At 54.0% G+C, this 13,703-nt stretch carries 9 protein-coding genes; 2 read left to right on the plus strand and 7 right to left on the minus strand.

Going from position 1 to position 13,703, the window contains the following annotated elements:
* Positions 1 to 136 precede the first annotated feature (136 nt).
* The 4 genes from K7G70_RS03725 to K7G70_RS03740 all read right to left on the minus strand — a co-directional run bounded on the left by K7G70_RS03725 (position 137) and on the right by K7G70_RS03740 (position 4,674).
* Complete coding sequence (locus tag K7G70_RS03725; protein WP_223787257.1) at positions 137 to 514, minus strand: hypothetical protein; 378 nt, start codon at positions 512 to 514, stop codon at positions 137 to 139.
* A gap of 79 nt (positions 515 to 593) precedes the next feature.
* On the minus strand, positions 594 to 1,025 hold the full coding sequence (locus K7G70_RS03730) for a hypothetical protein (protein ID WP_223787258.1): 432 nt from the start codon (positions 1,023 to 1,025) through the stop codon (positions 594 to 596).
* A gap of 11 nt (positions 1,026 to 1,036) precedes the next feature.
* Entirely contained in the window at positions 1,037 to 2,470 is a 1,434-nt protein-coding gene (locus K7G70_RS03735; protein WP_223787259.1) for an aldehyde dehydrogenase family protein, read from the minus strand.
* Positions 2,467 to 4,674, minus strand: coding sequence for a S9 family peptidase (locus K7G70_RS03740; protein WP_223787260.1), 2,208 nt, complete (start codon positions 4,672 to 4,674; stop codon positions 2,467 to 2,469). The genes K7G70_RS03735 and K7G70_RS03740 overlap by 4 nt, the downstream gene beginning before the upstream one ends.
* A 97-nt stretch (positions 4,675 to 4,771) precedes the next feature.
* Here K7G70_RS03740 and K7G70_RS03745 point away from each other — a divergent pair, with 97 nt between their 5' ends.
* Positions 4,772 to 5,548, plus strand: a complete 777-nt coding sequence (locus K7G70_RS03745) for a fructosamine kinase family protein (RefSeq protein ID WP_223787474.1) — start codon at positions 4,772 to 4,774, stop codon at positions 5,546 to 5,548.
* 175 nt (positions 5,549 to 5,723) lie between these two features.
* On the opposite strand, the gene K7G70_RS03750 is transcribed toward K7G70_RS03745, so the two are convergent.
* A complete protein-coding gene (locus K7G70_RS03750) occupies positions 5,724 to 6,056 on the minus strand; it encodes a cupin domain-containing protein (protein WP_223787261.1) in 333 nt (110 codons plus the stop codon).
* A 277-nt stretch (positions 6,057 to 6,333) separates the two neighbouring features.
* On the minus strand, positions 6,334 to 8,205 hold the full coding sequence (gene mnmG / locus K7G70_RS03755; protein ID WP_223787262.1) for a tRNA uridine-5-carboxymethylaminomethyl(34) synthesis enzyme MnmG: 1,872 nt from the start codon (positions 8,203 to 8,205) through the stop codon (positions 6,334 to 6,336).
* A 195-nt stretch (positions 8,206 to 8,400) separates the two neighbouring features.
* Between mnmG and K7G70_RS03760 the strand changes: the two genes are divergently transcribed.
* Entirely contained in the window at positions 8,401 to 10,590 is a 2,190-nt protein-coding gene (locus K7G70_RS03760; RefSeq protein ID WP_223787263.1) for an amidohydrolase family protein, read from the plus strand.
* Positions 10,591 to 10,760: 170 nt separating this feature from the next.
* On the opposite strand, the gene K7G70_RS03765 is transcribed toward K7G70_RS03760, so the two are convergent.
* A complete protein-coding gene (locus K7G70_RS03765; RefSeq protein ID WP_223787264.1) occupies positions 10,761 to 13,526 on the minus strand; it encodes a TonB-dependent receptor plug domain-containing protein in 2,766 nt (921 codons plus the stop codon).
* Between the last annotated feature and the right edge of the window lie 177 nt (positions 13,527 to 13,703).

The following is a 13,703-nucleotide window of genomic DNA, read 5'->3' on the forward strand; positions in this document are numbered from 1 at the left end:
GGCGGCTGGATCGTATTTTTCAGCCATCAAGGCATCTGTCGTGACCTGTGGTCACTCCACATGAACAACTGAATAACGCCGAGGGATGGAAAACACGACCCAGCCCAGTGGGTGTTAACTGGCCCAAGGCCCCGGATCACTGCCAGGTTTGGATCATGATCACGGCACTGGCGGCCAGCACCACGAGTAAGGCCAACATCACCGGCCAACGCAGTGCTTTGAATCGACGCTTGGGCAGTGAGACCAGCACGTCCTCATTGGCCACCACATGAATTTCTACAAAGGTGTCCCAAAAACTGGCTTTCACTTCGTTGTGGCGTTGCAAATCTTTGGTTTTGGTGGCACCTTGGCCGATGCTGCGGCGGATGCGGGTTTCGACCTGTCCTTGGGGCTCCCCACCAATGACCGACTCGGCTTGAAACACATAAGTCATGGGTACGCTGCTGAAGCTGCGACTGAAAATTTGTGCTTGTTCTCCAGCAGGAATTTTGATGGTTTGCTTGGATCGGTTCATGGGCTTGGACTCCAGGTCTTGGTGATGGCATCGAGCCTGCCATTATGCCATGAACCAGCAACACCGCAGCCAACCATCGTTATTCCACCTCTTGCACCACCACCACGGTTTCGTGGAAAGCGATGCCGTGTTGCGCACACAAAGCCTTGAGTTGCTCGATCGAGACGCCAGGTAATTTGACCGGTTCACCGCTTTTCATGATCAACACCCCAAAGGTTTTGCCGGCTTCATTCCAGACCTCCACTTGGTCGACGTCATGCCAGGGGTAATTGACCACACTTTGGTTGGCTTGCGAATATTGGGCAAAACCAAATGGCGTGACAAAAGTCTTCGGCGTTTTGCTGGGGAAAAAGCGCATTTTGATCAGGTTGAAGATCAGCACCAAAGGCAACAAAATGACCAACACAATCAAAATCGGGATCATCACCAACAAGATCAATATGAACACCACCCAGCTCAATGGGCTGCGGCCGTTTGGCATGTTGCTGAGGATGACTTGAGATAACTTCATGAGTGTTCCTGTCAGTGGGCCCCCAAAACGGCCTTGGTTTCCAAAAATTCGGCGAAGCCCTGCGGCCCACGTTCACGGCCATTGCCTGAGTGTTTATAGCCACCAAATGGCGCGGTGCGATCCATTTGCGCCCCGTTGAGGTGAATCATGCCGGCCCGCAGTTGCTGAGCCACCTGTTTGACCCGTTCGGGATCGGCCCCGGACACATAACCGGACAGGCCGTAATCATTGGCGTTGGCCAATTCGATCGCCTGCTGTTCAGATTCATATGGAATCAAACACAGCACCGGGCCAAAGATTTCCTGTTGCGCAATGGCCATGTCATTGCGAACCTGGGTGAAGGCGGTGGGTTTGACGTAAAACCCGGTGTCCAGGCCGGCCGGTTTGCCGGGGCCACCCACCAACAACTGGGCCCCTTCATCGATGCCTTGTTGAATCAGGTGTTGAATGCGGTCCCATTGCACCTGGGAAACCACCGGTCCACAAAAGCTGTTGCGGTCTGTCGGGTTGCCCACGGTGATGTTTTCCAAGGTCATTTTGACCACCGCTTCGGCTTCGGCCAAGCGGGCTTGGGGCACCAACATTCGCGATGGGGCATTGCAGTTTTGTCCGGAGTTGACGCACATGGTTTTGCTGCCTCCGGCCACCGCTTTGCCAAAGGCCTCCGCTGACAGATCGTCCAAAATGATGTTGGCCGATTTGCCACCCAATTCCTGGGTCACCCGCTTGATCGAGGGTGCGGCGTCCTGGGCCACGGCGATGCCGGCCCGGGTCGAGCCGGTGAACGACACCATTTGAATATCGGGATGGGCTGAAATGGCGGCGCCCACCGTGGGGCCATCCCCATTGACCATGTTCACCACCCCTTGCGGCACGCCCGCTTGGTGCAACACTTCCATCAACAAGTAGGCCGAGAATGGCGCCACTTCAGAGGGTTTCCACACCACGGTACAACCGGTGGCCAAGGCAGGGGCCAACTTGCACCCTATTTGGTTCACCGGCCAATTCCAGGGCGTGATGAAACCACACACCCCGATCGGTTCTTCGCGGATCCAGGCGGTGTCTTGCTGGTATTCGAATGCATAATCACGCAACACATCAATGGCCGATTTGAAGTGCAGGTAGCCGGCAGCCGCTTGGTTGGAACCACTGAGCCAGGCTGGCGCACCCATTTCTTCGGTGATGGCCGCGGCGATGTCATCCGAGCGCTTTTTGTATTCGCTGGCCACCGCTTGCAACAGCTCCAGGCGCTGGTCTCGGGTGGTTTGAGCGAAATCAACGAATGCCGCCTGGGCCGCTTGTACCGCGGCATCGACATCGGCCGACGTGCCCAGGGAGATTTGTCCGGCCACTTGTTCGGTGGCAGGGTTGATCACCGCCAATCGTTCGCGGTTTTCGGGCACCACCCATTGGCCATTCAAATAAAAATTCAGGTAATCTCTCATGGGGCCTCCGGTGACTTGGGTTTGAGGTGTTTGATGAAATAGTCGGCGATGGTGCTGTACACGTGGAATTGTGGTTTGGCGCCACTGATGCCGTGTTTGCCACCCGGATAGATCATGGTGTCAAACAAAATCCCCTCATCCTGCAACACTTTAATCATTTTGGTCGAATTCAAGAACAACACGTTGTCATCGGCCATGCCATGAATCAACAACAGCGGTTTGCGGATGTTTTTGGCATGCTCAAATGTCGCTGTTTGGCGGTAACCATCCGGGTTCAGTTGTGGGGTGGACATGTACCGTTCGGTGTAATGCGTGTCATACAAGGCAAAGTCGGTCACCGGTGCCACCGAGACACCCAGTGCGTAATCATCCGGGGCGTTGGTCAAGGCCTTGAGGGTCATGAAACCACCGTAACTCCAACCAAAAATGCCCACTTTGTCGGCTGCCACAAACGGCAAAGATTTGACAAAGTTCGTGCCCACCAGTTGATCGGCCAATTCCACCGTGCCCATTTGTTGATACAAGGCCGATTCGAACTTCATGCCGCGGCGGTCACTGCCGCGGTTGTCAATCACGAACACCACAAAACCCTGCTGGGCCATGTATTGTTCAATCCACCGACCCCAGGATTTGGTCACGTATTGCACATGCGGACCCCCATAGACGTATTGGAACACTGGGTATTGTTGTTGGGGATCAAAATCCTTGGGTTTGATCATGCGGTAATGCAAGGTGTGCCCATCGGCGGCCTTGAGGGTGCCGAACTCATTGTCCAGATGATTATCCACATAAGGGTAATAGGGGTGCCCCTCAACCACTTTGTTTTCATTCAGCCACACCACGCGAGACCCAGCAGCCTGGTGCAAGGACGTTTGTGGTGGGTGGTTGCGGTCTGACCATTGATCGATGTAATGGCTGGCGCTGGCATCCATGGTGATGTCATGGAACCCTTCGCGCTGGGTGATTTTCTCAGGCTCACCCGGCTGGGTGTAATTGACCCGATACAAATGGCGTTCCAAAGGCGATGTCAAGCTGCCGGTGAAATACACCCAACTGGCCGCTTCATCGACGCCCTCGACGGCGTCCACCACCCACTCACCATCGGTGAGCTGGCGGATCAGGGTGCCGTCATTGGCATACAGATACAGGTGTTTGAAGCCATTGCGTTCAGAGGCCCAAATGAAATGACCGTCTGGCAGGAATTTCAAATCATGGTGTAAGTTGATCCAGGTATCACTGCTTTCGGTGACCACCGTTTGGCTTTGGCCTTTCAGGTCAGCAAACCGCAGTTGTAAGGTTTGTTGGTTGCGGCTTTGCCATTGGTAACTGAGCCGTTGGCTGTCAGGCAGCCACCCGACCCGGGCGATGTAAATGTCTTGTTCCTCGCCCAGATCCACCCATTGGGTTTGGCCATTTGCCAGGTCAACGATGCCCAGTTTGATGGTGACGTTGGCCTCGCCGGTATAAGGGTATCGCTGTTCAATCACTTCGATGTCATCGGCATTGATCTCATAGCGCTTGGTCACTGCCACGGGTGACTCGTCCACTTGCAGATAAGCAATGTACCGCTCATCCGGTGACCACCAATAACCGGTGTCGCGGTCCATTTCTTCCTGCGCCACAAATTCGGCCATGCCATTTTTGATCAGGCCTGCACCATCGGTGGTTAGCTGTTTTTCCTCACCGGTTTCGGTGTTGACCACGAACACGTCTTGATCTCGAATGAATGACACGTATTGGGCTTTGGGTGAGAATTTGGCATCGGTCTCGAACGCCGCCGAGGCCGTCAGTTGTTGGGTCTTTTTGCTGGCCAACTGATAGACATACAAATCGCCATTCAGAGGAAACAACAAGGCATCCCCGGCTTCGGACCACGCGTAATCAATGATGCCCGACACATTGGCCAGGCGTTGTCGTTCGCGACGGGCTTTTTCCTCGTCTGACAGCACCTCTTCCCCGTCCAGCAAATCATTTGAATCCACCAGCAATCGTTTGGCTTGATCGGCAATGTGGTATTCCCACAGGTCATATTGGTCTTTGTTGTCGGCCTTGCCTTGCAGATAAGTCACCCGCGAGCCATCGGGCGACATTTTCAAAGCCCGCAAGCTGGGGCCAGACAAATCCGGGCTGGCAAAGATGCGTTCCAAGGTCAGGGTTTCGGCATTGCTAAGATCGGTTTGGAAAGTCATAATGAGTGTGAGCAACAAACAAATGGGTTTCATGAGGAATGATGATTTCAAAGGCCAACAGTTATACCAGAATGACCAGCATAAATCATGTGAAGGATGACCTGATTGCAGAATTCTTCAGCAGTCAAATGGCATGACTTTCCACAAAAGCAATCACAGCAGCCACCCCGAAGCCTTGTGCCAGGAAGCCGCTGGCCTTGAAGCAATCAGACAAGTGCTGACCGAGCATCAGATCCCCATCCAAATTCCACAGGTCCATGCCGTCAACGACCACAGCCTGAAACTGCAACGCATTGATCACAGGGCTGGTTCCGCACACCAATGGACCGCCTTCGGCCAAGCCCTGGCCCAGCTGCACCAAATCCCTCAAGCACAACTCGGCTGGCTCCAGGACAATTTCATTGGGCTGAACCCCCAACGCAATGGCTGGAGCGATGACTGGGGTCAATTCTTTTGCCAGCACCGCCTGGGCTTTCAACTGACGCTGCTGCGCGATGTTCAGCAACGCCGCACCTGGCAGCAGCTGCTGGATCGAATCAAACGACCGTTGACCCAATGGCTCAACCAGCACCTTGACCACCCCAGTTTGTTGCATGGTGATTTGTGGTCAGGCAATGTGTTGTTTGACGCCACCGGTGTGTGGCTGATTGATCCGGCGGTGTACTGCGGTGACGCTGAAGCCGATTTGGCCATGACCCAGCTGTTCGGCGGCTTTCCCGCCGTGTTTTACCGCGGCTATGAATCGGCGCGACCGTTGTCAGCCGCCTACCCGGTGAAGAAAATCATTTATAACCTCTACCACCAATTGAACCACTTGAATTTATTTGGCTCGGGGTATTTGGGTGGCTGTGAGCGGGCTTTTGCGGTTTTGTTGCAACGCTTTGGCTGATGAGGCAGAACAGTGGTCTTTCAGTGGGTGTTAACAGGCCCCGGCCTTAACACCCAATGAAAGGCGACGGCAGGATCGTATTTTTCACCCATCAAGGCATCAGTCGTGAGGTGTGGTCACTCCACATGAACGAGTGAATAACGCTGAGGGGTGGAAAATACGATCCAGCAAAGGGTCACTTCAACTCGGTTTCGATCAAAACCACGGTGGATTGACCGACATTTTTGATGTTGTGCGCTTGCGCCGGCAGCATCAAGGCACTGCCCGTTTCGATGATGATGGTGCGTTCCGGTTGCTCCGAGTTCAGCGGCTGCAACAACAACTCACCGCCCGCAACCACATAAACCGTGCGGACCGGATAGGCATGTTGATGCGGCCCTGATTCGGTGCCTGGCGGGAAGGTGTTGCGCACCATCAACACCCGCTCATTGTCCATCAACACTTCTTGTTGCCAGACCGATTCAACACCGTTGGCTGACAACAACAAAAAGCTCAAAATTATGATCATGGTTTTTCCCTCATCTTAACGGACACATGGTAAACGCCAATAACAATCAACAATGAATCAACACAGCCACCCCTTCGTCATCCTTGGGTTTGGTCGTTTCCGCATCCTGCTCACACGACACACCGCCATCCATGTAGGCGACCCGGGGATCTTCTATTCAAGAAGAATCCTGGGTTGGAAAGGGATTTGGATATATCGGTAAAACCTATCCCAAAAGCCGTCATCCTCGGGCTTGACCCGGGGATGACGGTGGCTGGGGTTGTATCGGTGTTGAAGATCAACCCGCCTTTTTCAAATACACCAACAGCAAGGACACCGCGGCAGGGGTCATGCCCTGGATGCGGCTGGCTTGGCCGATGGTGGCCGGTTTGATGCGGTTGAGTTTTTCGGTCAACTCGCCACTCAATCCTTTGATTTGGCCGTAGTCGAAGTCGGCCGGTAAGGCTTTGTGCTCATGCGCTTTGGCTTTGTCGATCTCTTGTTGTTGGCGATCCAGGTAACCGGCGTATTGGGTTTGGATTTCGACCTGTTCCAGCACCTTCTCAGCCCGTGAAGGCAGGCTGATTTCATCCAGCTCCAGCAACATGCTGATGTTGACTTCAGGCCGGCGCAACAAATCATAGGCGCTGGTTTCTTTGCTCAAGTCAATGCCGGTTTGGGTGATGAATTTTTTGCCCAAGGCATTGTTGGGACCCAGCCACAGCGACTTGAGGTGCTCCAGGGAGCCTTCAACATGCTGTTTCTTCTCACTGAATGCCGCCCAGCGCCGGTCATCGACCAAGCCCAATTCGCGGCCTTTTTCGGTCAGGCGGAAATCGGCGTTGTCTTCACGCAGCATCAAGCGGTATTCAGCCCGCGAGGTGAACATGCGGTAGGGCTCGTTGGTGCCTTGGGTGATCAAGTCATCAATCAACACCCCCATGTACGCTTCATTGCGGGCCGGGGTCCAGGCCGGTTTGCCCGCCACTTTCAAAGCCGCATTCATGCCCGCGATCAAGCCTTGGGCACCAGCCTCTTCATAGCCGGTGGTGCCATTGATTTGACCAGCGAAATACAGGTTTTCGACGTATTTGGTTTCCAATGACGCCTGCAAGCCACGCGGATCAAAGAAGTCGTATTCAATGGCATAACCCGGGCGGGTGATGTGGGCGTTTTCAAAGCCTTTGATGGAGCGCACCAACTGCAATTGCACATCAAACGGCAACGAGGTCGAAATGCCATTGGGGTATAACTCATGGGTGCCCAAGCCCTCGGGTTCAACGAAAATCTGGTGTGAGTCCTTGTCGGCAAAGCGCATGATTTTGTCCTCAATGGAGGGACAATAGCGCGGACCACGACCTTCAATTTCACCCGAATACATCGGTGAACGGTCCAAACCAGCACGGATATGATCATGGGTCTGTGTGTTGGTGTGGGTGATGTAACAACTGACTTGCTCGGGATGTTGGTCCAAGGAGCCCAGGTAAGAAAACACCGGTCTGGGACTGTCACCGGGCTGTTCTTCCATCACCGAAAAATCGACGGTTTTGCCATCGATGCGTGGTGGGGTTCCAGTTTTTAAGCGGTCCACTTCGAACGGCAGGGCCCGCAGTTTTTGCGCCAACACCGTGGCCGGCGGATCACCGGCGCGGCCACCCGCAAAATTTGACAGGCCGATGTGGATTTTACCGGCCAAGAAAGTGCCCACCGTCAGCACCACAGTCTTGGCCATGAACACCAAGCCCATTTGCGTGACACAGCCTTTGACTTGGTCGTGCTCAATGATCAGGTCTTCCACCCCTTGTTGGAAGATGTGCAGGTTTGGCTGATTTTCCACCACGGATCTGATGTGGGCCCGATACAGGTTGCGATCGCATTGTGCCCGGGTGGCCCGGACTGCCGCGCCTTTGCGTGAATTCAAGGTGCGCCATTGGATGCCGGCATGATCGGTGGCGGTGGCCATGACCCCGCCCAAAGCGTCAATCTCTTTGACCAGATGGCCTTTACCGATGCCGCCGATGGCTGGGTTGCAAGACATTTGGCCGATGGTTTCGATGTTGTGGGTCAACAGCAGGGTTTTGGCCCCCACCCGCGCAGCCGCCAACGCCGCCTCGGTACCGGCATGGCCGCCACCCACCACAATCACATCAAAAACGGTGTCGTATTTCATGGTCAGATCAAAAAATCAAAATCAACCCGTTATTTTACCTTGAGATCACCCAGAAACAAGCCAAAAGCCCGCGGCAGCGTCATTTTATGGGCAGAATCATCGATTATTCCTGCCCAACCTCAACTTTCTTTAGTAGGATGCTGGGACTTGTCACGGATTTATACAATGAAAACCTTGCGGTATGTGGTGTGGATAATGGGTTGCTTGATCAGCCTCCACTCGGTCGCGCGGATACCTGCCACCGGGTTGTGGGTGCCGCCCAAACACAACGGCCATGGCATCGATTTACAAAAGGCCGGACCGAACTACGTGGTGTTGTTTTACACCTACGATGATCAACAACAACCGATCTGGTACTTGGGGGTGGCCAGTTGGCAAGCCAATGCCGAGATCCTGGTCGGTGGACTGGATGAATACCGTTATGAACATGGGGCCGCAGAGCCCACTCAGCGAGTGGGGCAAGTCGGCGAATTTACATTGACTTTTGACCAACCTGACCCGGCTTGTGAGGGTGTGGATGCGGCGCACCACGCCACCTTCAATTGGCAGCTAGGCGCACAGCAAGGCAGTTGGTGTTTGGTCAGCACTTTGGCGCAAAGTGATGTCAGACAAGTTGACTTCACCGGCCAATACTTCAGTGGCAGCGAAGATTCTGGTTGGGGATATTCATTGGATTACCAAGGCACCGGACCCGAACGCACCGTGGCTGCCTTGGTTTACTATTACGGCCTCGATGGGTCGCCTTTGTGGGCTTTGGGCAGTGGTGCCAGCCGCAATGGCCAAAGCACCTTGGACATGAATCACGTCATCGGGTATTGCCGCACCTGCCCGCCGGTTGCTTTGTCATTCACCCCCATTGGCCATGTAACCCTGCAATTGAATTTGCAACACAACCAGCGGGTCGGCCTCAACCAAATCGAGTTGCGCCACTACCAAAGTGAGGCGCAGGTTTGGCAGCGAACCGACGCCCCCCTGATTCCATTGAGTGAACCCGAACCCGGCATGAATCCATTGCCCGCTCAACTCGGGGCTGAGCAAAGCACCGCCGTGGTCGATGTCAAGCTGGTGCCCATGACCACTGGTCTGCCGGTGCTCGAACATCAAAACGTGGTGTTTGAACAAGGCCAAATCATCGACATCAATCAAGACCCCTCTTTTGCCAGTCGCTTCACCGGCACCCAGATCGAAGGTCGGGGCCTGTACTTGGCCCCCGGCCTGTCCGAAATGCATTTACACATCAACACCGGCGGCCTCCAGGCGGCTGAACAAGCCGGCTTGTTGTTGATTGCCAACGGCGTCACCACCGCGTTGAACACCGGCAATGACTTTGCCATTGACGTGCCCCAATTGGGGGAGCGCTTCGAACAAGGGGAATTGATTGGGCCCACACTGTATGCCGGCCAAGTGGCCTATGGCGTGGCGGACAACAGCAACCCCAGTTTGACGGTGTCTTCGCCGGCTGAGGCCACTGCCTATGCCGAACGGTTGGACCTGGAAGCATACGACTTCATCAAGTTTTATTGGCAACTGACCGGCCCCACCATCACCCAGTTCTTTCTGGAAAGTGAACGCCTGTCATTGCCGGTCATAGGCCACATTCCACAAACCCAAGCCATGTTTCGTTCCCTGTTTCAAGGGCAAAAATTGGCGGTTCACATCCAAGAACCACACGTCACCCATTTGAATTTTCAACGCGATGACAGCCGCTTGCCTGAAGTGGCTGAGATCTTTCTGGAACATGGCACATACATGTCACCGACCTTGGCAGTGTTTGAGTCCTATGTCAACATTTCAGGCAATGAAACCGAAGCCTACCAAGCACTGATCACCCGAGAAGGGCATCAATTCACCCCCCAAGCGGTGAAAAACATTTGGCGCAATTACTTCAATCAACCCTTCATTCAAAACGGCGACCAGGAAGATTTACAGGATTTGATGGCCTTTTACATGCGCATGACCTGGGTGCTGTTCGAGGCCGGGGTGCCGCTGCTCAGCGGCACCGATGCCACTGGTTTTCCAGGGGTGATGGCTGGCTATGGGGTGCATGAAGAATTGCGCTTGTTACATGAAGCGGGCATCCCAGTGCCCGAGGTGTTGGCCATCAGCACCCGCAACGCCGGTCAATTCATCCAGCAAACCCTGCCAAACGAGACACCATTTGGTACCATTGAAACGGGCCACCGGGCTGATTTCATCTTGACTGAGGCCAATCCCTTGGACTCCTTAGAAACCCTCAAAACCCCTTCGGGGGTGATGGCCCGGGGCCGCTTTTGGTCGCAAGACCACCTGCAGTCTTTGTTGCTGAGCTTGGACCTGAAACAGGCCTCTACAGAGCCTGCACACAATAAGGCCTTGCCCCATTGCAACCACCAACACATCCACTGAGCCAGTGTCACCAACCGGTCGCTGCATCACCGCTCCCCCAGACACCAAAAAAGGCCGTCACTGGCCTTTTTGGGGGTGTTGAATCACACCCATTCCCTCGATATAGATGCAATTTTATTTGGAGGGCACTGATGGGCCGGAGTCGTCCTTGCGGCCCATGCTTCAGTTCATCAGAAGGTCTGGGTGTATCGGGCGTACACCACCGCGCCTCTGGGGTCATCGGTACTCTTGAAGTAACCCGCTTCTTCATTGGTGTTGGGATCAAACACCGGATCCTTGTCGGTGCAGTTGATGCATCCCAGTTGCAACTTTTTGTCCTCACCAATGAACATCGTATAGGCCACATCAAACGTGGTGTGCGATGGCGTATCGGCGGTGCCCGTCAAACTGTTGACTTGGCTGGTGCGCAAACCGCTGCGGTAATTGGCGGTGGCTTGGATGGTGTGGGCACCCCACGCATAGTTGACCGAGAAGTTGTTGCGCAATTGGGGGAAGTCTCCCAAAATCACATTGCCGGTGCCATCAATCGGTGCCCCCGTGGTGGGGTTGTTGTTGGCATCGAGCACAATCGGCGCGAAATCAAACTGATCGTAATAGGTCGCGGTGTTTTTGAAACCCAAGCGACCGTTGCCCAAGTTCATGTGATAGGCCATGGTCAAATCAAAGCCGTTGACTGTTTGAAAGGCCCCATTGTTGAACGAACGGTTGACCCGAGCGATGGGGGTGCCTGGACCACCTGGACGCACCACTTGATTGGGGTCATTCAAGGCCAGAATGGTGTTCAAAGGCAGTTGCACGATGATGTTCTCGTGGTCAAAGTTGAAGTAATCAAACGACACCACAAAGTTCTCAAAAAACTCAGGCTCCCAGACCACACCGATGTTGTAAGACTCCGACTCCTCGGGTTGCAACAACGGATTTCCGGCATTGTCGACCCGGGTTTGACCGTTGCCGCAATCAGCCGGGGTCAAGTCAGTCGCGTTGCCATTTTGCCCCGGAACGGCGCCCGTGGGGTCAGGGCAACGCACCGGATCGATCAATGATGGGAAGCTGGAGACCACGCCGCCGAACAGTTCAGGCAATGAAGGGGCGCGGAACGATTCGCCGTAGGAAGCCCGCACCACCAATTCTGGCAGTGGTCGCCATTTGATGCCGACCTTGGGTTTGGTGGTGGTACCAAAATCAGAGTAGTCCTCGTAACGGGCAGCGATTTGCATTTCCACCGTTTCATGCAGTGGAATCACCGCTTCGGCATACAGCGAAGTCACATCGCGCTCACCAAAGGTGTCGTTGGCCCGACCGGTGCCGACCAAGCCACCTGAATTGCGCAAAGGGTCGGATTCATTGGCAAAATACTGCTCACGAAATTCAACACCCACAGCCAAATTCAAATCACCGGCTGGCAATTCCCACAACGGTCCTGAAAAATTGGCCACCGTGCTTTTTTCCCAGCTGACGTTGCGGTTTTCAAAAGTCACTTTGGCAATGTCGAGGATGCGTTGTTCATTGGGGGCGAAGGGGTTGTAATACAACACTTCGCCACTGCCACTGGGGTCATTCAAGCCCAAGAACAATTGTTGCAGGGCGACGCCGTTGATGGCGTTGCGGTTTTCCACCAACACATTGCTGCGGGTGTAGCCCACGCCGATGTCATAATCCCAGGAAGATGAACCAATGAAACCTTGCAGACCGGCATTGAAGCGGTAACCTTGCGAGTTGATTTCACCGGTTCTTGGGCCAAAATCAACCGGCCGGTACAACAGCCCCAGGTCTTCGCCTGAGGTGTTGTACGGGTTTTCCGCAGGGAAGTAAATCAACAGGTTGGAAAACGGCAACTGGGCTCGGGTGGCCTGCTGCTCTGGCGTCAATATGCTCACGGTGCTGGATCCAGCCACATTGTAGACACTGGTCCACGGTGCCGGTGCCGCGATGTTGACACTGCGGTTGTTGTTGTACGCCGCATCGACATACAGCTCCATGGTGGGGCTGATTTCATGGGTCAAGAACAGGGAGGTGGCAAAGCGCTCACTGTCCGGAAAGAAGTTGATGAAATCGTTGTAGTTGAATGAACAAGCGGTGCCACCCAAGGCGTTGATCACGGAGGTGCAGTTATCGGCCGCATTGACCGTGAAGTTGTCAAATGAAATCAAAGTCGGTGGTGATCCAAACAAGGACCGTTGGTCCACCCCGCCCCGCGCCCGTTGATCGGCGGTGGCGGAAAAGTCTCGATCTCTGTAGAACAAAGCTTCGCGATCCAGGTAGTTGAAGGTGGTGGTGAAGTGGGTGCGGTCATTGCCACCACCAAAAATGGTGTTGAAGCTGGTTTGTGGGGTGTCGCCCTCAACGTCGGTTTGGTACCCCATGGTTAATTCGGTGCCCTCGTAATCCTTACGCAGCACAATGTTCATCACCCCAGCCACCGCGTCGGCACCATAAATGGCCGACGCCCCGTCTTTCAACAATTCAATGCGCTCGATGGCGGCCATTGGAATGGAATTCAAATCAACGAATGACGAGGTGATGTTTTGCGCTTGGCCATAACCCGCCACCCGACGACCGTTGATCAACACCAAAGTGGCATTCAAACCCAGACCACGCAAGTTCAGGCTGCTGGTGCCATTGGCAAATGAGTTGTTGTTGTCATCGCCGATGTTGGCCGAAGAAATGGTCAAAGTGCGGACAAAGTCCTGGATGGTGTTGTGGCCTGACAATTCCAATTCATCACGTCCGATCACTGTCACCGGTGACACCCCCTCCAAATCGGTGGTGCGGATGCGTGAACCAACGACCTTGATGGTGCCTTGCTCAGCCACGTCATCTTCGGTGTCATTGTCACTGTTGGCTTGTTGGGCCTGCACTTGGCTGGCCAGCAACACACTGAACCCAACCCCCTTCAATAATCGGGCGATGTCTTCAGACAGTTTGGTTTTTTTCATGCTCAATCTCCAATGTTTTAGTTATTATCGTACTATATCTTTCGTAAGTACATTAAACATAGTACTAAAGATTTAGTATTTGTCAATGTTCAAACACGTATTAATTAAAAAAAAGTTAAATCAACCGAAAGAAAAACTATAGAGAATCAAAAAAAATGGGGAGGCTGTATCCAATAT

The sequence above is a fragment of the Marinicella meishanensis genome, from assembly GCF_019931145.1.
GTDB lineage: Bacteria > Pseudomonadota > Gammaproteobacteria > Xanthomonadales > Marinicellaceae > Marinicella > Marinicella meishanensis.

What these genes read in the sequence shown, in the direction of transcription:
- mnmG (WP_223787262.1), bottom strand. Translation starts at nt 8,205, where the DNA reads ATGAAATACGACACCGTTTTTGATGTGATTGTGGTGGGTGGCGGCCAT.
- K7G70_RS03765 (WP_223787264.1), bottom strand. Translation starts at nt 13,526, where the DNA reads ATGAAAAAAACCAAACTGTCTGAAGACATCGCCCGATTATTGAAGGGG.
- K7G70_RS03735 (WP_223787259.1), bottom strand. Translation starts at nt 2,470, where the DNA reads ATGAGAGATTACCTGAATTTTTATTTGAATGGCCAATGGGTGGTGCCC.
- K7G70_RS03730 (WP_223787258.1), bottom strand. Translation starts at nt 1,025, where the DNA reads ATGAAGTTATCTCAAGTCATCCTCAGCAACATGCCAAACGGCCGCAGC.
- K7G70_RS03725 (WP_223787257.1), bottom strand. Translation starts at nt 514, where the DNA reads ATGAACCGATCCAAGCAAACCATCAAAATTCCTGCTGGAGAACAAGCA.
- K7G70_RS03750 (WP_223787261.1), bottom strand. Translation starts at nt 6,056, where the DNA reads ATGATCATAATTTTGAGCTTTTTGTTGTTGTCAGCCAACGGTGTTGAA.
- K7G70_RS03760 (WP_223787263.1), top strand. Translation starts at nt 8,401, where the DNA reads ATGGGTTGCTTGATCAGCCTCCACTCGGTCGCGCGGATACCTGCCACC.